General features: G+C 66.6%; 15 protein-coding genes. 9 read left to right on the top strand and 6 right to left on the bottom strand.

All coding sequences use genetic code 11. The features are described from left to right. Window positions 1-107: 107 nt before the first annotated feature. Genes QE397_RS03480 through QE397_RS03470 form a run of 3 tightly spaced genes read right to left on the bottom strand, consistent with a single transcriptional unit; the run spans window position 108 to window position 5,262 of the window. Window positions 108-1,421 (bottom strand): amidase, encoded by a 1,314-nt coding sequence (locus QE397_RS03480; RefSeq protein ID WP_231568576.1) that lies wholly within the window; start codon window positions 1,419-1,421, stop codon window positions 108-110. Then, window positions 1,367-3,184 carry a hydantoinase B/oxoprolinase family protein gene (locus QE397_RS03475; RefSeq protein WP_082042838.1) on the bottom strand — a complete coding sequence of 606 codons (1,818 nt, stop codon included), beginning with the start codon at window positions 3,182-3,184 and terminating at the stop codon, window positions 1,367-1,369. The genes QE397_RS03480 and QE397_RS03475 overlap by 55 nt, the downstream gene beginning before the upstream one ends. Beyond that, window positions 3,181-5,262, bottom strand: coding sequence for a hydantoinase/oxoprolinase family protein (locus QE397_RS03470; protein ID WP_027504877.1), 2,082 nt, complete (start codon window positions 5,260-5,262; stop codon window positions 3,181-3,183). Before QE397_RS03470 ends, QE397_RS03475 begins: the two co-directional genes overlap by 4 nt. Window positions 5,263-5,631: 369 nt before the next feature. Here QE397_RS03470 and QE397_RS03465 point away from each other — a divergent pair, with 369 nt between their 5' ends. The 8 genes from QE397_RS03465 to QE397_RS03430 all read left to right on the top strand — a co-directional run bounded on the left by QE397_RS03465 (window position 5,632) and on the right by QE397_RS03430 (window position 13,835). Continuing rightward, a complete protein-coding gene (locus QE397_RS03465; protein WP_307091758.1) occupies window positions 5,632-6,366 on the top strand; it encodes a FadR/GntR family transcriptional regulator in 735 nt (244 codons plus the stop codon). 136 nt (window positions 6,367-6,502) lie between these two features. Next, window positions 6,503-7,054, top strand: coding sequence for a MaoC family dehydratase (locus tag QE397_RS03460; protein WP_027504875.1), 552 nt, complete (start codon window positions 6,503-6,505; stop codon window positions 7,052-7,054). Continuing rightward, on the top strand, window positions 7,051-8,265 hold the full coding sequence (locus QE397_RS03455) for a CaiB/BaiF CoA-transferase family protein (protein ID WP_307091756.1): 1,215 nt from the start codon (window positions 7,051-7,053) through the stop codon (window positions 8,263-8,265). Before QE397_RS03460 ends, QE397_RS03455 begins: the two co-directional genes overlap by 4 nt. Further along, window positions 8,262-9,632 carry an MmgE/PrpD family protein gene (locus QE397_RS03450; protein ID WP_042572948.1) on the top strand — a complete coding sequence of 457 codons (1,371 nt, stop codon included), beginning with the start codon at window positions 8,262-8,264 and terminating at the stop codon, window positions 9,630-9,632. The genes QE397_RS03455 and QE397_RS03450 overlap by 4 nt, the downstream gene beginning before the upstream one ends. 26 nt (window positions 9,633-9,658) lie before the next feature. After that, window positions 9,659-10,822 (top strand): acyl-CoA dehydrogenase family protein, encoded by a 1,164-nt coding sequence (locus QE397_RS03445; RefSeq protein WP_027504872.1) that lies wholly within the window; start codon window positions 9,659-9,661, stop codon window positions 10,820-10,822. Beyond that, window positions 10,819-11,634, top strand: coding sequence for a CoA ester lyase (locus tag QE397_RS03440; protein ID WP_307091752.1), 816 nt, complete (start codon window positions 10,819-10,821; stop codon window positions 11,632-11,634). Before QE397_RS03445 ends, QE397_RS03440 begins: the two co-directional genes overlap by 4 nt. A gap of 132 nt (window positions 11,635-11,766) precedes the next feature. Continuing rightward, window positions 11,767-13,107, top strand: coding sequence for a hypothetical protein (locus tag QE397_RS03435; protein WP_307091751.1), 1,341 nt, complete (start codon window positions 11,767-11,769; stop codon window positions 13,105-13,107). Window positions 13,108-13,127: 20 nt separating this feature from the next. Continuing rightward, complete coding sequence (locus QE397_RS03430; RefSeq protein ID WP_307091749.1) at window positions 13,128-13,835, top strand: HD domain-containing protein; 708 nt, start codon at window positions 13,128-13,130, stop codon at window positions 13,833-13,835. Between the two features lie 7 nt (window positions 13,836-13,842). Here the strand turns inward: QE397_RS03430 and QE397_RS03425 are convergent, their stop codons facing one another. Further along, entirely contained in the window at window positions 13,843-14,142 is a 300-nt protein-coding gene (locus QE397_RS03425; protein ID WP_307091747.1) for a nucleoside triphosphate pyrophosphohydrolase, read from the bottom strand. A gap of 18 nt (window positions 14,143-14,160) precedes the next feature. Between QE397_RS03425 and QE397_RS03420 the strand changes: the two genes are divergently transcribed. Continuing rightward, entirely contained in the window at window positions 14,161-15,258 is a 1,098-nt protein-coding gene (locus QE397_RS03420; protein WP_307091745.1) for an HNH endonuclease, read from the top strand. Window positions 15,259-15,380: 122 nt separating this feature from the next. Here QE397_RS03420 and QE397_RS03415 read toward each other — a convergent pair whose 3' ends face one another. Together QE397_RS03415 and QE397_RS03410 are read right to left on the bottom strand one after the other, a co-directional pair. After that, on the bottom strand, window positions 15,381-17,126 hold the full coding sequence (locus QE397_RS03415; protein WP_307091743.1) for a TerD family protein: 1,746 nt from the start codon (window positions 17,124-17,126) through the stop codon (window positions 15,381-15,383). Between the two features lie 61 nt (window positions 17,127-17,187). After that, window positions 17,188-18,174, bottom strand: a complete 987-nt coding sequence (locus QE397_RS03410; protein ID WP_307091741.1) for a LacI family DNA-binding transcriptional regulator — start codon at window positions 18,172-18,174, stop codon at window positions 17,188-17,190. Window positions 18,175-18,215: the final 41 nt, after the last annotated feature.

Genomic DNA, 18,215 nt, shown 5'->3' with positions numbered 1-18,215 from the left:
CGGTTGCAGTGCGGTTGGTGATCCACGCAACACCGACTTTACGGGATACATACGATGATTGACAGCGTTCGTGGTGATTTGTCACCCGCGATTCCGACAATTACCGCTCAATCATCTGATGTATGACGGCCAGGGCGTCGCTCGTGCCAATCGGTCGCGCCCTGATACCGCACCCCGGCCTCGAAGAGCACACTCTCTCGACCTCGCGCAGCGGTGAGCTGAGCACCGACCGGCATCCCCGACAGTGGGTGGAACCCCACCGGCAGCGCGAGAGTCGGTCCGTCGTGCAACGACCACGGATAGGTGAACTGACCCATCCGTCGAGACAGGGCAACCACGCCGTCACCGCCGGCGAGGGGCGGCACGTCCACGGGCATCGTCGGGGTCAGCACCAGGTCGACGTCCTCGAGGACCGGACGCAGCAGGGCTCGGAACCGTTCGCCCGCCTCGTGCGCCGCGGCGCGATCCTCGTCGGTGATGCCGAGCCCCAGCATGATTCGTTCTCTGGTCGCCGCCTGGAACAGGGACGGTTGCGTACGCAGCCTCGCTCGATGGTGACGCGCGAGATCGCTGTAGACGATCGTGTAGACGATGTCCTGGGCGTCGGCCGCGAAGGGCAGCGACACGGGAACGATCGTCACGTCCAGCTCGGCGAACAGGCTCACGGCGTTTCGGACGGTACGGGCCACACCCTCGTCCACGTCGGCGCAGATGAACACGTCCGGCACTCCGACACGGACTGTGCCCGTGACGTTCTCGGTCGAGCGGGAGGACAGTGCGTCGAACAGGGCGGCCACCTCCCCGACCGTGCGCGCCATCGGGCCCACCGTGTCGAACTCCTCGCTGACCGGGTGAACACCGGCCGTGCTGATCGACCCTCTACTCGGACGCAGGCCGGTGACACCGCATGCGGCGGCGGGGAGTCGGACCGAACCGCCGGTGTCGGTACCCAGCGCGGCGTCCACGATTCCGGCCGCGACGGCGATACCTGAGCCTCCGCTGGAGCCACCCGGAACCCGGCCGAGGTCCCACGGGTTACGTGACGGCCCCGCGGCCGAGTTCTGCGAGGTCACGCCGACGGCGAACTCGGCCATGTTCAGTTTCGCGGTCACCCGAGCGCCGGCCGCACGTAGGCGTGTCACCACGTCCGCGTCGTGGTCCGCCCGGTGGTCGGCGAAGTAGGCCGAGGCACAGGTGGTCTCGATGCCGGAGACATCGATGTTGTCCTTGACCCCGACGGTTTTCCCGGAGAGAGGCCCCTCGCCGGCCGGGGGTGCATCGATCCATCGGATGACACTCCCCAACCGAAGGTCGAGAGCGAGCGGGGACAGGTCCGGTGTCTCACCGGCCTGTCCCCCACTCTCGGTCAGGCTGCGCTCCGCGCTCGCAGCTCCGCCGTCGCGTCCTCGTCGACGGTCCACGATGCGGTGTTCACGACCACACCGTAATCGCGTCGCGCGTCCTCCTCGGTGAGGTACTCGTCCCAGACGTCGCTCAAAACCTGGAACGGGTCCCGCTCGAAGGGATCGCCGAAGCCGCCACCGGACGGGAGCTTGATTTCCAGGGTCTCACCGGCACGGATCGTCTCCTGGGTCACCTTGGAGTAGAGCACCTCCTCGCGGTCGGTCCCGGCGTTACGAGTGAACGCACCCGAGACGCCCTGGTGCCCACCGAGTGCTCCCGCCGGCGGATCCGAGCGGTTGTCCGCCTCGGAGCCCAGGAACGTGTCGGTCTCCATCAACCACTTGCGCACGCTGCCGATACCGCCACGCCACTTGCCGGGAGCCGGTGCCTCGTCGCGCAGCTCGTATCGCAGCGCCCGCATGGCGTGGTTGAGCTCGAGCTCCTCGATGGGGTTGTTGCGGGTGTTGGCCATCAGCGCGTCGACGGCGTCCATGCCGTCCTTGCCGTTGCGGCCGCCGTACGACCCCTCGTTGATCTCGATGTACACCCAGTACGACTCGCCGTCGGGCGCGATTCCGGAGTACGCGATGGCACACAGCGCCGCGGACGATCCTGCGATCGCATGGTCCGGAAGGACCGGTGCGAGAGCGAGATTGATCGAGTCGAACACCCGGTTCACCTGAGAGAAACGCGCGAAGCACGACGCCGGGAAGTCCGGGTTGAAGATGGTGCCCTCGGGTGCGTACGCCTTGACGGGTCGGAAGCAGCCGTCGTTCTGCGGAACGAAGTCCTCGGTGAGGTCCTCGTCCAACAGAATGGTCCGGATCGCCGAGACCGCGACCGGGAGGACCGACCCCTCGAAGGGGACGTTGAAGGCGGTGGGGACCTGACTGTTCGAGCCGGTGAGGTCGATCAGGATGTCCTCCCCCTCGACCTGCACGCGTACGGCCACCTTCAGCGGCTCGTCGCGGTTCTTGCCGTCGTCGTCGAGGTAGCCGATCGGTGCCTCGTAGCTGCCGTCGGGAATCTCGCGGATCTTGGCACGCAGCATGGACTCCGAGTAGTCCATCCACCGTTCGCCCGCACTCATGACGGTGTCGAGACCGTACTTCTCGAGCAGCTCCGTGAAGCGCTTCTCGCCGATCCGCGAGCACGCGATCAGGGCCTCGAGGTCGCCACGGTTCTGCTCGGGGGTGCGGACGTTGTCGAGAATGTGCTGGATGAGGTAGTCGTTGCGGACGCCCGCCTGGTAGATCTTCATCGAGTCCATGAGCTTGCCCTCGGCCCACACGTCGACGACGTCCATGCACAGTCCGGGGAAGTTGCCGCCCACGTCGGAGACGTGGCCGGTGCAGCCCGCGAAGCCGATGTGTTCGCCCTGCCAGAAGATCGGGATGATGACGCCGTAGTCCGGCGAGTGTGCGGCGCCGTGGTACGGATGGTTGTGCAGGATCACGTCACCCGGCTCGTACGTTCCCGCAAGCCTGCGGTTGACACCCCGAATGTAGGCGGGGATCGAACCGCAGTGCATCGGTGTGGAATCCGACTCGCACAGCTCACGCCCATTGATGTCGAAGATGCCGGCGCCGAGGTCCTCCGACTCGCGGATGAGGCTGGAGTACGCCATCCTGTAGAGCACCTGGGCCATCTCCTTGGCCATCGACTGCAGGGCACCGCCGATCACCCGGAGCGTGATCGGATCGACCTCCACGTCGTTCCACGTGCGCGTGGAGTCACCCGCCAACGAAACTCCGGTGGTGGGCATCAGCGTCTTGCTCATGCGAGGTTCCTCTCGATGATGATGTGGCCGACGGCGTCGACGGTGGCGTGCTGATTCATTCCGACGATGGTGGTCGAGTCGAACTGCTCGACGATGGCGGGTCCGTCGAACCTGTTGCCCGCCAGCAGGAGAGATCGCTCGTACACCGGGGTCTCGACCCATTCGGGCTTCGCGGTGTCGTCTTTCCAGAAGAGCGCGCGGGCCGTGGTCTTGATCGCGGCGGAGGCGTCGGCGGTGCCCTTCTCGATGTCGGCGATGCGCACGTGAGGCACCGCACCGACGCCCGTGACACGGACGTTGATCAGCTGCACGGGCTTGTCGTCGAAGCGCTGGGAGTACGTGCGCCCGTGCGCCTCGTGAAAGGCCTCGGCCGTCGTCTTCACCCAGACGTCGTCGATCTCGCCGTCGGGTGCCTGCACGCGGAGCTCGTACCCTTGCCCCACGTAGCGGCAGTCGACGCTGCGCTCGAGCGAGATGTTCTCCGGTGCAACCCCGTCCGCCCGCAACTGGGCCACTGCCTGCTCGGACAGCCGCTCGACCTGCTGACGCAGCAGCTCGATGTCCGGGTCGGCCGACGAGGTCCACACCGTGGTGGGCTCCTCGTAGCGGATGTCGGTGGTGAGCAGACCGACCGCCGACGTGATGCCGGGGTGACCGGGCACGATGACGCGCGGGATACCGAGCTGATCGGCGATCTGCCACGCGAACAGCGGCCCTGCTCCACCTTCCGCGATGAGGGAGAAGTCGCGGGGGTCGTACCCCTTGCGCACCGAGTGCAGGCTGATGGCTTCCGTCATGGAGTGCGCGAGGATCTTGAAGATGCCCATCGCCGCCTCGTCGAGAGGCGCGTCCAGCTTGTCGGCGATGTGGGTCTGGATGGCGGTGCGGGCGAGTTCCGGCTGAACCCGCATGGTGCCGGACAGGAAACTGTTCTCGCGCAGCCACCCCATCATGACCATCGCGTCGGTCGAGGTCGGCTCGGTACCGCCGTGGCCGTAGCACGCAGGTCCGGGAACGGCACCGGCGCTGCGCGGTCCGACGCGGAACATGCCGCCGTCGTCGACCACCGCGATGGAGCCACCGCCGGCGCCGATGGTGTCGACCTCCGCCATCGGCACCATCGCGTGGTAATCGCCGATGCGAGTGTCCAGGAGGTGCTTCATCCGCAGTGCGCCGTCGGGCGCCACTCCCACGTCCGCCGAGGTGCCGCCGACGTCGAGGGTGATGACGCTCGGGAAGCCCGACGCCTTGCCGATGGCGCAGCCGCCGAGGAGACCGGCGACCACGCCGCTGGTCAGCAGTGACACGGGGATCTCACTGGCGCTCCGGGAGGTGACCAGTCCGCCGGCGGAGGTCATGAGGTGCACGTCCTCGCCGACCTGTGCCGCGCTCGCCTTCTGTGCGAGGTTCTCGATGTACTGCGACGTCTTCGGCCCGATGAACGCATTGAGCGCGGCGGTGGAGAAGCGCTCGTACTCGCGGTACTGCGGAGCGACCTCACTGGACAGCGACACGAAGACGCCGGGGAACTCCTCGGCGATGATCGCCTTGACCCGCTGCTCGTGGGTCGGGTTGCGGTACGAGTGCAGAAAGGCGACGGCGATGGCGTCGACGCCTCGCTCGCGCAGGAGCCGAACCTGTTCCCGCACAGCATCTTCGTCCAGGGGTGTCAGGACCGCGCCGGAGGCGTCGATACGCTCCGGAACGACGCGCCGGTTCCGCCGCGGTACCAGTTGCCACTTCTGCCACGGCAGATCCTGGTAGTTGGAGTAGTTGAGGGGTCGCTTCTTGCGTGCGATGTGCAGGAGGTCGCGGAACCCCTCCGTCGTGATCATTCCGACGTCGCACCCGTTGTGCTCGAGGACGATGTTGGTGGCCACCGTCGTGCCGTGGAAGAACATGTCGATCTCGGCCGGGTCGATTCCAGCCCGCTCGGCCAGGACAGCGATGCCGTCCATCGTGCCGATCGAGGGATCGTGGTTGGTCGACGGCGTCTTGTGCACCACCACGGTGCCGTCGTCGTCCCACAACACGAGGTCGGTGAAGGTTCCACCGACGTCGACTCCGATTCGTTTCATGTGCCATCCAATTCTGTCGGCTCTCACGTGGGGAGCAGGAGTGGGACGACCGGGACGCGTCGCTGCAGTCCGGGAGTCCGTGCGGGGTCTCTGTACACCCTGCGAAGGTGACCCGAGTCATAGTGCGCCACCCCGTGCCCGAAAGCAATACCTCTGATGTTTCGGGCAGGTGAAGCGTTGTCACGCACCCTTCGGGCCAGTTCGACGGCATTCGACACCCTAAACAGCCGATGTATCACCGAGGTGACCATCTTCCGATGCCACTGCTCACCGCAGTCGCTCGCGCTACGCTCGTGCTGTTCCGCCACCGTCGCCCCACGTGATCGCCCGTCGTCACGAGCCGGACGACCGACCGAGAGGCCCGCCTCAGTGCCCGAATCCTCGACCGCCGATCCGAGCGCCAAGAGCACGCCGGCCTACGCCGCACTCGCGACACGACTGCGCGACCGCATCCTGTCGGGCGAACTGCAGCCGGGTGAGCGCCTCCCCAGCGATACGGAACTGACGGCGGAGTTCGGCGTCGGCCGGAGCACCATCCGCGAAGCCCTACGGTCGTTGGCGAGCCAGAATTTGGTCCTCACCACTCGCGGCGTCACGGGCGGCAGCTTCGTGGCGGTGCCCAGCGTCGGCCACATCAGCGAGCACCTCGAAACCGGTGTCGCGCTCATGACCACGGCCGATGCCGTCACTGTCGACCAGCTGATGGAGGTACGCAACCTCATGGAGGTGCCTGCGGCGGGCATGGCCGCCTTCCGCCGCACCGAGGACCACCTCGATCAACTGCGCGCCTCGATCTTCGATCCCACCGACGCCCAGGGGCCGGAGACCTTCGTCAAGAACCAGGAGTTCCACCTCGTCCTGCTGCGCGCTGCGCAGAATCCCCTGCTCGAACTCATCACGGCACCGGTGTTCCGGGTGCTGTCGAAGCGATTCGGTCGTGATCACGCGCCGGAGGGCTTCTGGCAGTGCGTCGACCATGACCATCGGGCGATTCTCGACGTCGTCGCCGCGGGCGACTCGATGTCCGCGATGGACATGATGCGTCGCCACCTCGACCATCTGGGCGGCTCCTACCGACAGATGGACAAGCTGCGCACCCAGTAGCACCAAACATCTGCTCTTTCCTCAGAATCGACCGCATCGGATCCTGCAGATCCGGTCAGATCTCCCCCTTGACGGTCTAATCATCTGATGTTTATGGTTCAGGTGCAGGCTTCGCCGACCGACACAGGGAGACACCGTGGCAGTCCATCCGGCCGTTCTAGGGCGCTTCTTCGAGGATTACGTGGTGGGTGACGTCTACCAGCACCCTCTGGGACGCACCGTCTCGCAGGCCGACAACACGTGGATCACGCTGCTGTCGATGAACACGAACCAGAACCACTTCAACGCACATCTCGCGGCGCAGAACCCGATCACCGAGGGGCGCGTCATCGTGAACTCGGGCTTCACGGTTGCGGTGATTCTCGGCATCTCCGTACTCGACATGAGCCAGAACGCGATCTCCAATCTCGCGTTCACCGACATCAAGATGTCTCATCCCGTGTACGAGGGCGACACGCTGTACGCCGAAAGCATCTGCACGGGCCTGCGACTCTCCGAGTCCCGCCCCTATGCCGGCATCGTCTCGATGATCACCCGTGGCCTCAATCAGGATGGCGTGGAGGTCATCTCGTGGAAGCGCTCCGTCATGGTGGCGACGCGAGAGAGCGGCATCGGCCAGAACTACTTCCCGGAGGCGCAGAGCGGTCCGCTGCAGCTGCCGTCCGACACGAAAGGCGACGCACGATGAAACCACTCGAGGATGTCCGCATCATCTCGCTGGAACAGTACGGCGCAGGCCCGTTCGGCAGTCTTCACCTCGCCGACCTCGGTGCCGACGTCATCAAGATCGAGGACCCCAACGTCGGCGGTGACGTCGGCCGGTACGTGCCGCCGTTCAACGAGGGCGAGGACTCGCTCTTCTTCGAGACGTTCAACCGCAACAAACGCAGTCTGTCGCTCGATCTCTCCACACCCGCCGGGCGCTCCGTCTTCGAGGACCTCGTGAAGTCCAGCGACGCAGTCTATTCGAACCTGCGCGGTGACGTTCCCGCCAAGATCGGCATCACGTACGACGATCTCAAGCACCTCAACCCCGCTATCGTCTGCTGCAGCCTGACCGGGTTCGGTATGACCGGTCCGCGCGCGAAGGAACCAGGTTACGACTACATCCTGCAGGGACTCGCGGGCTGGATGAGCGTCACCGGTGATCCCGACGGCCCACCCACCAAATCCGGTCTCTCGCTGGTGGACTACTCGGGCGGGTTCGTCGCCGCGATCAGCCTGCTCTCTGGTCTGCACGCCGCGCGGCGTGACGGTGTCGGCGGGGACTGCGACGTGTCGCTGTACGACACCGCGATGTCGCTGTTGACGTACCCCGCGACGTGGCATCTCAACGCGGGTTTCGAGCCGGTGCGAACCAAGAATTCGGCCCACCCGTCGCTGGTCCCGTTCCAGGCCTTCGAGGCCACGGACGGCTGGCTCATCGTCGGCTGCGCCAAGGAGAAGTTCTGGGAACGGCTCGTCGTCGCCATCGGCCGACCCGATCTCGGCGCCGATCCTCGCTTCGCAAGCTTTTCCCTGCGGGGGCAGAACAAGGACGTTCTGCTGCCGATGTTGGAGGACGTGTTCGCGACCGACACCGTCGCACGTTGGTTGTCGCTGCTGGGCCCGGCAGGCGTTCCGTCCGGACCGATCAACGACGTGGCGCACGCGCTCACCGAACCCCACACGCTCGCACGCAATCTCATCGTCGAGACCGAGCACCCGGTGTACGACACGGTGCGCCAACTCGCCTCCCCCGTCAACTTCGGGCCGCAGCGTCCCGAATACCGACGTGCACCGCAGCGCGGGGAGAACCTCGAGGAGATTGTGGCCGAACTCGGCTACGACGAGGAGACCATCGCCACCCTGCGCCGTAGCGGCGCCTTCGGCGAGGTGACGGCCGAGGCACACGCGTGACCTCGACCGTGCTGACCGAGTGGGCGACGGGAGTGACACTCGACGATGTGCCGCCGGCCGTGCGGCACGCGACCGCTCGTCACCTGCTCGATTCGGTGGGTACCGCGGTGGCCGCGCAGCGTCTGGGCCACGGACGCGCCGCCTGGACCGTCGCCGACGGTCTCGGCGGCCCTCCCGAGGCCCGCCCGTTGACGGGGAACCGAGCACTGTCCGCACCCGCCGCCGCCCTGGCCACCGGCGTTCTGGTGCACGCGCTCGACTTCGACGACACGCACGCTGGCGCGCTGGTCCACGCCACCGCCGTCACCCTGCCGGCAGCCTTCGCCGTCGGCCAGCAGACCCACGCCACCGGTGCCGAGGTACTCACCGCCGCGACACTCGGCCTCGAGACGGCCTGCCGGCTGGGCGCTGTCAGTCCCCACGGTTTCCACGCTCGGGGAATCCACGCGACCGCGGCGGTGGGCCCGCTCGCTACGGCCGTCGTCGCCGGTCGACTCGGAAAGTTCGACAGCCAGACCCTGGTCAACGCTCTCGGCATCGCTGGATCGTCGAGCTCAGGCCTGCTCGAATTCCTCGACACCGATGCCGACACCAAAGCGCTGCACCCTGGCACGGCCAGCTTCAACGGCATCCTGGCCACCCGCCTCGCAGCCGCCGGCGCCACCGGACCGGGCTCCGTGTTGGAAGGGCGACGGGGTATCTATGCGGCACTCACCGATCGACCCGTCGACCTGACCGTTCTGACCGACGATCTCGGAACCCGCTGGGAAGCACTGGGGATCGGCATCAAGCCGTACCCCAGTTGCCAGCTGATGCACGTCACCCTCGACGCGGTGTCCGCCGCTGTCGCGGGCCACGACATCCACATCGACGACATCCGTGACATCGAGGTGCTGGTCCACCCGGACTCCACCCCGTTCGTGTGCGGACCCAACACGGGCGTCGCCTCCCCGCGCAGCACGTACGACGGCAAGTTCGATCTGCCGTGGAGCGTGGCCGCGTTGCTGCGCGACGGCGTGGTCGACGTATCCACCTACACCGACGCGTCGATCGCCCGAGCCGACGTGCTGACAACGGCGCGCACGGTCCGCGTCGTCGAACGTCCCACCGACGGGCCCGCGGCCGCCGCTCCCGGACACGCCACCATCACCCTCGCCGACGGCCGTGTGCTCGTGGGAGACGTCGGCGGAAGTCGCGGCAGTAGCGCATTCCCACTCGACGACGCGGCACTGCGGGAGAAGTTTCTCGGCAACTGCGGCCACGACGCTCGTGCGGACGAACTCGCCGATCGCGTTCTCGGACTCGCCGACGAACACGACCTCTCCGCCGTGCTCGATCTCGCCGCAGCCATCGCGCCCGCCCCCTGACCCTCGCCTGGAAGAAGGACACCACCATGGATTTCACGTACGACGAACAGCAGACGGCGTTCCGTAAGGCATTGCGCACCTTCGTGGACAAGGAGATCGTCCCGGTCGCCAACGAGTGGGAAAAGACCGGCCGCTACCCCACCGAGATCGTCGACCACATGAAGGCCATGGGCCTGTTCGGAATCACGACACCGGAGGAATACGGCGGCCTCGAACTCGACAAGGTCTCCTTCACTCTCGTCTACGAAGAGTTGGCCCGAGGGTGGATGGGCATCGCCGGCATCGTCGGCAGCCACAACCTCTCGTGCTGGATGATCGCCAAGCACGGCACCGATGAGCAGAAGCAGTCTCTGCTCCCGAAGCTGGCCACCGGTGAGTGGCGCACCGGCGTCGGCCTCACCGAGCCAGGTGCGGGCACCGACCTGCAGGGCATCAAGACCACCGCCAAGCGCGACGGCGACCACTACGTCGTGAACGGCGCGAAGACGTGGATCACCAACGCGCGGCATGCGAACGTCCTGCCCGTGCTGGTGAAGACCGACACCTCCGCCACCCCTCCCCACAAGGGCATGAGCCTGCTGCTCATCGACACCACCAGTGAAGGTTTCGAGGTCCAGCGTGACATGGGAAAGCTCGGTTACAAGGGCACCGAGTCGTGTGAGATCAGCTTCGACAACGTCCGGGTGCCGGTCGACGCACTCCTCGGCGGCGTCGAGGGCCGTGGACTGCAGCAGGCGTTGTCCGGACTCGAGATCGGCCGACTCAACATCGCGGGTCGCAGTGTGGGAATCGCGCAGGCGGCCTACGACGCCGCGCTGCAGTACGCGAAGGAGCGCACCGCCTTCGGGCAGCCCATCGCCGAGTTCCAGGCGATCCAGTTGAAGATCGCCGACATCGCCACGCAGCTGCAGGCGGCCAGACTCATGACCTACTGGGCTGCATCGCAGGCGGATTCGGGCAAGCGCGTCGACATGGAGGCGGGCATGGCCAAGTACTTCGCGTCGGAGGCCGCCATCACCGCCAGCCTCGAGGCCATGCGCATTCACGGCGGCTACGGCTACTCGACCGAGTTCGTCGTCGAGCGTCTCTACCGCGACGCGCCGCTCATGGCCATCGGAGAGGGAACCAACGACATCATGCGCACCGTCATCGCGAAGTCGTTGGTCGCGGGATCGAGCGTGATCGGGTGAGTGCGGCGCTCACCTACCTCTACGTCCCCGGCGACATGCCGGCCCGCTTCGACAAAGCGCTCGCCTCGGGTGCGGAGGCCGTCGTGCTCGATCTGGAGGATGCAGTCGCTCTGCGGGACAAGGACTCCGCACGCGCGGAGGTCGCCGCCTGGGTCGCTGCGTGCGAGCCCGGTGACGTCGAGGTCTGGGTGCGCGTCAACCCGGGCCCGCTGCAGGAAGCCGACATTCGCGCGGTGGCACATCCCCGGCTGACCGGGGTGTGGCTCCCCAAGGTCGGATCACCCGAGGAGATCGCGATCGCCGATCGGGTGCTCGCCGACGTGTGTCCGCACGCCGCGGTGTCGCCGTTGCTCGAGACGGGTGCCTCGCTGTTCGACGCGCTCGCCATCGCGCGAGGACCCCGTGTGCGCTTCCTGCAGATCGGTGAGGCCGATCTCGCCGTCGACCTCGGTATCGACGGCGAATCGGACCCCAGCGCGCTGCTGTTCGCGCGGTCACAGGTGGTCGCGGCCAGCGCCGCCGCAGGCCTCCTCCCCCCGCTGGGGGCCGTGTCCCGCAACTTCCGCGACCTCGACGCGTTCACCGCGGACACGCAGTCACTGTCGCGTCTCGGCTTCGTGGGCCGCGCGTGCATCCACCCGGCCCAGGTCCCGGCGGCGCGCGCGGTGTTCGAGCCCACGCCCGAGGACGTCACCCGAGCACGCGCCGTGCTCTCGGCCCTCGAGTCCGGTGGGGCCGGGGTCGACCAGGACGGCCACCTCATCGACGAAGCAGTCGCGAAGCGGGCACGGCGGGTGATGGAGCGCGCGTAGAGGACGAGTGGGTTCGGGCCCGAAACATGTCGGTGCCCTGCTGTACACAGTGAGTAGGCAGACGGATGATTCCTGCCGGCGACGCTCGGTTCTCCGACGTCGAGCTAGCTGTTCGCACAGAATCGAGAACCCATGGACCACGACAGTCGCGGCTTGGGCGGTATCCCCGCCGGCAATCCCGGTTTCACTATCGCAGTCGAGATCGACCGACCCTTCGACCAGATCGAACCGGACGAATACCTCCGGCTACTGCACTTGGTCGGTGACGACGCGGCCAGGATCGACCGTTCCCTACTCGGTCACGCACGCGTCGTCCTCGACGTACCCGGCAGCGGATGGTGGGTCTCCGGACAGGCCGCCCTCCACGCCGTCGACAGGCTGGCAGAGGAGTGGACCGTCCTCGGTGTCGAGACGAGCCGATCGGACCTCTGGTCCACCAGCCCTCACATGGCCGAAAGTCGCCTCCCCCGCACTCGCCGACTGCCGGCGAGTGAGGGCACGCGGTACACCGTCATCATCGAGGTCGAGCCATTCGATGCCGATCACGGCGATATCGAGCTCGCCCGGCACTTCCCGTTCGGCGAGCGCGCCGACGCCGTCGTCGCCGAGAACGGACTCGACCACATCATCGTGTCGAGGCGCGATCGCGACGTGTCCTGGGCCTGCCAGCTCACGGCGAAATCCTTGCACTCCATCAGCGGTGAGTGGTCCATCACGCGCATCAGGGCAGTCGAGACCGCGGTATGGAAACGAGAGCACTCTCGTCCGCGCGCCGACAATCGGCCGACGGCAATCCCGGAGTGGCAGTACGCACTCCGCATCGACGGCACCAGATGCGTCGTCGTCACCGACAAGGATGTCGACCTGGACAACTGGTACGCGAGGTACACCAACTCGGACGGCATGTCGGGCGTCGAGCAGTTCTTCCACGGCCCCGCCTGGTTGACCGACGACGGCGTTGCGAACCTTCGGAGGAACGGCGACGCCATCGACGCATGGATCGCTCCCCTGCCCCGCGGTGGACTCCTCGACAACATCACCGACGGATGCGGCCGAGTTCTGCCCGTCGACGACTCCGAGGGCACCGCAGCATGGTTGATGGAATCGATGTTCGACAAGCCCGCCGGCCTGATCATCGAACTCGGTCCCAGCGACTACGACCCCGACGACGAGGGGGACGTGTTCAACGCGCAGATCCACGTCCTCGACGACGGCGTGTACATGGTGCGCCGATCGCGAGCCGTTCTCCAGCGACTCCGACTGGTCGACCATGGTGTCGAGGGGTTGGAGCTGGACCACTGGCATCACGACGACCACTTCGACGACTGCACGGACGGTTATCTGTTCAGCCGCGACACCCAGCTCATCGCCAACGCGTGCGTCGCGTGGTTCCGGCAGAACGGCGTGACCGACGAGCGCAGTGCGCTGGGCTGCTCCTACGAGTTCGTCGACGAACTCCCCCGCACCTCCTGACAGTCCCACGAGAGGACCCCATGACATCGACGTCCGACGCCCTCACTCGCGCACTGAATGACGTGCCGTTGAAGGAGATGGACCCGTCACTGCTCGCCCACGCCATCCGGTACGAGGCGCGCGGTCGAGGACTCAAGACCTCACCGCTCGAGGATGCTCTCGCCGTGGCGTCCTACGCCCATCTGATGCAGCGCCGCACCACTCGCGGCGATCAGATCAACGATCCGTACATCACGCACCCATCTCGAAACGTGCTGCGTCTCATGAGGTACGGATGTGCTGATCTCGACGTACTCGTGGCCACGGCCCTGCACGACACCGTCGAGGATCAGTCCGACCGCATCGTCGATCTACTTGGCGGGAGCCAGGCTCTCGGCGCACTCGAGGCACACTTCGGTGCGGAGGTCGCACGCCTCGTCGTGGCTGTCACCACCCCGCCGCGCACCGGCGAGGACCGTGCCGCGCAGTACGTCGAACACGTGACGGCGGTGATCCGCGATCCGAAGGTGTTTCTGGTGAAGGTGTCCGACTTCGTCGACAACGCCGGCAGCCTGAAGTATCTGGTCGACGAAGCGAAGCGGACGAAGCTGCTTCGCAAGTACGCACCCCTCGTGACCGTCTTCGAGGCGGCCGCCACCGAGCACGGCGAGGCACTCGGACTCACAGCCGATGGGATGGCAGATCTGCGCGATCACCTGGCGTCGATCGGGGAGCAGACGGAGGGCTGATACCGCGTCATTCCAACCAGATGCGATCGGCGAAGCCACCACGGCGTTCCCGCTTGTCTGCTGCAAGGGCGGCCACATCCTTTATCGTGAGCCCCAAGGACGACGCCAGACAACTGACGACCTCGAACACGTCCGCGAGCTCCTCCGGTCGCTCGTTGCGACCGGCACGCCGGAACTCGTCGGCCTCCTCCACCAGCTTCTCCGCGAGAGCCAGCTCGAACTCGTGCGTGTCGAGCTGCCGTGTCCGCGGGACGCGACCCGAGTGCTCGATGATGTCGGGAATCAGGTCGCGAACGAGTTTGCCCATATCGCTAAGTTTGATGCCATGCACCCACGCACGCCAACCGACGCCCTGACACTCGGCCAGCATCTGGTCAGTGTGCTGGACAGCGGGGCACGGGTGGCGACCTACAAGCTCGCAGTCCTGGTCGCTCTACTCGAGTACTGCGTCGAACACGTTCCCGCGGAACAGGACGCGAGTGTCGACGTCGACCTGACGGACCTCGCTGAACGCGTCATCGCCCTGTACTGGCGCCAGGTGCGCGATTTCGAGGGGGTGTACCTGCGGCAGTCCTCCAACCGGATCGCGCGAATCCCGGACGCGGTGCGGCAGTTGGCGGCGGAGACACTGTCATTCGGCCGTCACGTTCCGCTCGAGACCGCGGCCACTGCGGCACCCGAACTGTGGGAGAAGACGGTCGACACAGTTCGGCTGACCATGATCCAACAGCCACTTCATCGCCTGCAGAAAGTCCCGGGAGCCTCGACCCAGTCGACGTTTCTCTACGACGATTCCTGGATGCACGACGCAGTGGGCAGAAAACGGATCGCAGAAGTCGGCAATCGCATCACCCTCCATCCGGGTGTCGCTTTCGGCCTCGCGCGTTTGTCCGGCCTACTCAAGCCAGGTCTCTTGCTTGCCTGGGTCGACGACGTGCGTCGAATGAACCCTGCGTTGTCCGAGGGCGTCCCCGACCTCGAGGGACACCTCTTCGGCCAGGACCGTATCGCTCTGCAGAGACCGCGGCAGGTCCTGATCGACGAGTACGGGGACCGTTGTTTCTACTGCGGATCACGGGTGGGGCCGGCAGCCCACGTCGACCACGTACTGCCGTGGTCCCGAGTCGGGCTGGACGGACTGGCCAACCTGGTGCTCGCCTGCTCCAAGTGCAACACGAGCAAATCCGACCTGCTCCCTGAGCGGACCCATGTCTCCCGCGCGCTCGATCGCGATCCCGACCGATTGACGAGTCTGGCCGCGGCCATCACGTGGCCCGTCCAGTACCACCGAGTTGTCACTGCTGCGCGAGGTCTCTATGCCACTCAGCCCGACGCGTCCCCGCTGTGGCGCGCGCCGGGCGACGTCGTACCCCTCACGCGGGATGTCACGTGGCTGCACGCGAAGGTGATTCTCCGCAGCTGAGTCATCGAAGCGCCGCCACTTCCCGCCAGACTCCGACGGACAGCAAGTCCGCCTCCGATCCGCTCGACTTCCGGTCAACCGCGAGGGTTGCGCCGCGCGCGGACGGCTGGTGCGGGCGCGAATCAGTCGTCGACGACGACACCGTACCGAGTCGCCAGATCCGCGAGGCCGTCGTCGTACCCCTGCCCCACTGCTCGACACCTCCATGCGGTGCCCCGTCGGTAGATCTCGGTCAGAATGAGGCTCCGCTCGGTGGTCGCGGCGTCCAACACTGCAGTGGCGATGCGCGATTCAGGCGTGGAGAGCGAGATCGCCACGGCACCGACATCACCGAAGGTGTGCTCGTTCTCGATCGCTGCGGCGATCACGATGCGCTCGATGTCATCCGGCACGACACTCAGGTCGATGCGGACGCCCTGCTCACTGTCCCCGTCGAGGGACAGCACCACGGCCCCGTCGGACGTGGACGGGGCGTTGTAGAACACGAAGTCCTCGTCGCTGGACACCACCTCATCCGCTGTCGTCAGGAATGCGACCACGTCGACGGCGATGGGATCTCTGTCGGCGGCGCGCCACGACGCGTCCACCGTCACCACAGTGGTGTTCTCCGGCAGATCGACGACGCCTCCGCGCGGAACGAGCGGGGCCATCGACGGCCGGGTGGTGACCTCGACGCGCGGCGTCACCTCGTCGAGGTTCAAAGCCCTGTCCACGTCGATCGAGGACAGTGTCGTCAGCTGTCGTTCCCGTACGCGTGGCATGCGCGGGTCACCGTCGCCATGGGAGAGAAGGAGTACGTCGGTCACGCCCGCACTCAGATTGACGGCGGGGGTGGCTCCCAGCTGGATCAGTCGCGACCGCATGAGCACCGACTCCGCGTGGGAGCCTCCCATCACCAGGACACGGCGAGTCGCCCACGGTGCGGCGGACGGCGCGGGCAGAGGCATCGTCGCCACGACGGGATTCCGTGGGCCCTTCCGGGTGCCGGGGCGAACGACGCGCACCAGATCGTGCAGCACGTGCTCCGTGATCACCGGAATGCCCTGAGAGCGAGCCCGAGTCACCTTCACACTCTCCGACGCGGGATCGGTACAGACGACGACACTGGTGTACCTGCTGACGGAGTTCATGACGTCGAGGCCGGCCTCGGTCAACTGCTCGGCCAGACGCAGTCGTGGGATGCGCGTCTCGCCGCTGATGACGACGCGCATTCCTTGAACCAGCCCGTGTGCGACGTCGAGCCGTCCGGGGTTCTCCCAGGCGCACTGTGTTCGAGGGATGGAGTCCGGGTAGAGCGTCAGGCGGTCACTGCAGGTGACGACCGGAAGTGGCAGATCGAGTGAGCGTGCCAGCCGAGAGCTGTGGGTGAAGATCTGCGCCAGGACGTGGGCATCGTCGTAGGCGTCGTGCGCCCGCGACTGCATCACCTTCCAGTGCGCGGCGAGGGTGGACAGCTTGTGATTCGAGAGGTCGGGCTGGAGTCGTCGGGACAGAGCCAACGTGCACAACCGCTGACGCGTCGGCATGTCCAGACCGGCGCGCATGGATTCGAGCTTCAGAAATCCGTGATCGAAGCTCGCGTTGTGCGCCACCATCGTGCGTCCGTCGAGCATCGACATGAGCTGCGGCGCGATGTCCTCGAAGCGCGGAGCGCCGGCCAACCGCTCGGGTGTTAGCTTGTGGATGTGGACCGGGCCGGGATCGCACCCGGGATTGACGAGAGTCGACATCTCACTCGAGACGCGTCCGTGATCGTCCAGCGTCAGGGCAGCAACACTCAGCACCCGGTCACGGTTCGCGTTCAGCCCTGACGTCTCGACGTCGACCACGACCCAGCGGTCGTCGGGCACCGAGGTTGCACTGCGCATGGACATCCACCTTCGCGAGGAAACAGACTGCCCGGTCACTATGCACGACGACTACGACATCTCAGTCGGCCGGCGCAGCCGTGCTCGCTCGGGTGACCAGGCTGGGGGCGATGCTGAAGCGTCGGGTGCTCGACTTCCCGGACTCGATCTGCTCGAGCAGGATCTCGACGCTCCGGACGCCCACCTCGCTGAACTCCTGGCGGATCGTCGTGAGCGGCGGTGAGTAGAACTCGGCGTCGGGAACATCGTCGAAACCGACCAGGCTGATGTCCTCGGGAACCCGCCGCCCGTGGGCGTCGAGCGCGCGCAGCACTCCGAGCGCCATGGAGTCGTTGCCTGCGAACACGGCGGTGACACCTTTTATCTGCGCGAGGACGGTGCCGGCCGCGTAGCCCGACCGGGCGGTCCAGTCCCCGTTCATCATCGGCGGCGGGTCGATCCCCCGCTCCTCCTGCACCGACCGCCACCCACTCACCCGGTCCGCGGCCTCGTACCATCCCAGAGGCCCGGCCACGTGCCACACTTCTTGGTGCCCGAGTTCCAGGAGATGCGACGTGGCGTCCCTCGCTCCGAGGACCTGGTCGACGGACACCACCGCGAGATCTCCGGCGGGCGATCCCTCGACCGCGACGAGCGGCAGTTCGCCGGCCAGCCCCGCGATGTCGCCGTTGTCGGTGCGCAGCGGCGCGACCACCACCACACCGTCGACACCCTGCTTGTGCAGACTCCGAACGCACGCGTTGATGGCGTCCTCCTCCAGCGAGGTCGGAACCCCCACCAGCACCGAGTAGCCGGCGTGCCGGGCGGCCCGCTCGACGCTGTACAGCGTCGAGACCGGTCCGTGCAGAGCAACTCCCGTCGCGACGATGCCGATGGTGCGGTTGCTTCCCGTGACCAGAGCCCGAGCCGCGGTGTTGGGCCGATAGCCCAGCTGGGTGATGGCCTGCGTGACCCGCGCCCTGGTCGCGTCGGTGACGTGGGGATGACCGTTGATCACCCGCGAGACGGTCTGATGGGATACCCCGGCAAGTTTGGCCACGTCCGTCATGGCCGGCCCTCGAATCGGCGTCACAGTCCCCCCAGTTCACT

Source organism: Rhodococcus sp. SORGH_AS_0301, assembly GCF_030818285.1.
Taxonomy (GTDB): Bacteria; Actinomycetota; Actinomycetes; order Mycobacteriales; family Mycobacteriaceae; genus Rhodococcoides.
This window is presented reverse-complemented; position numbering and strand designations above follow the sequence as displayed.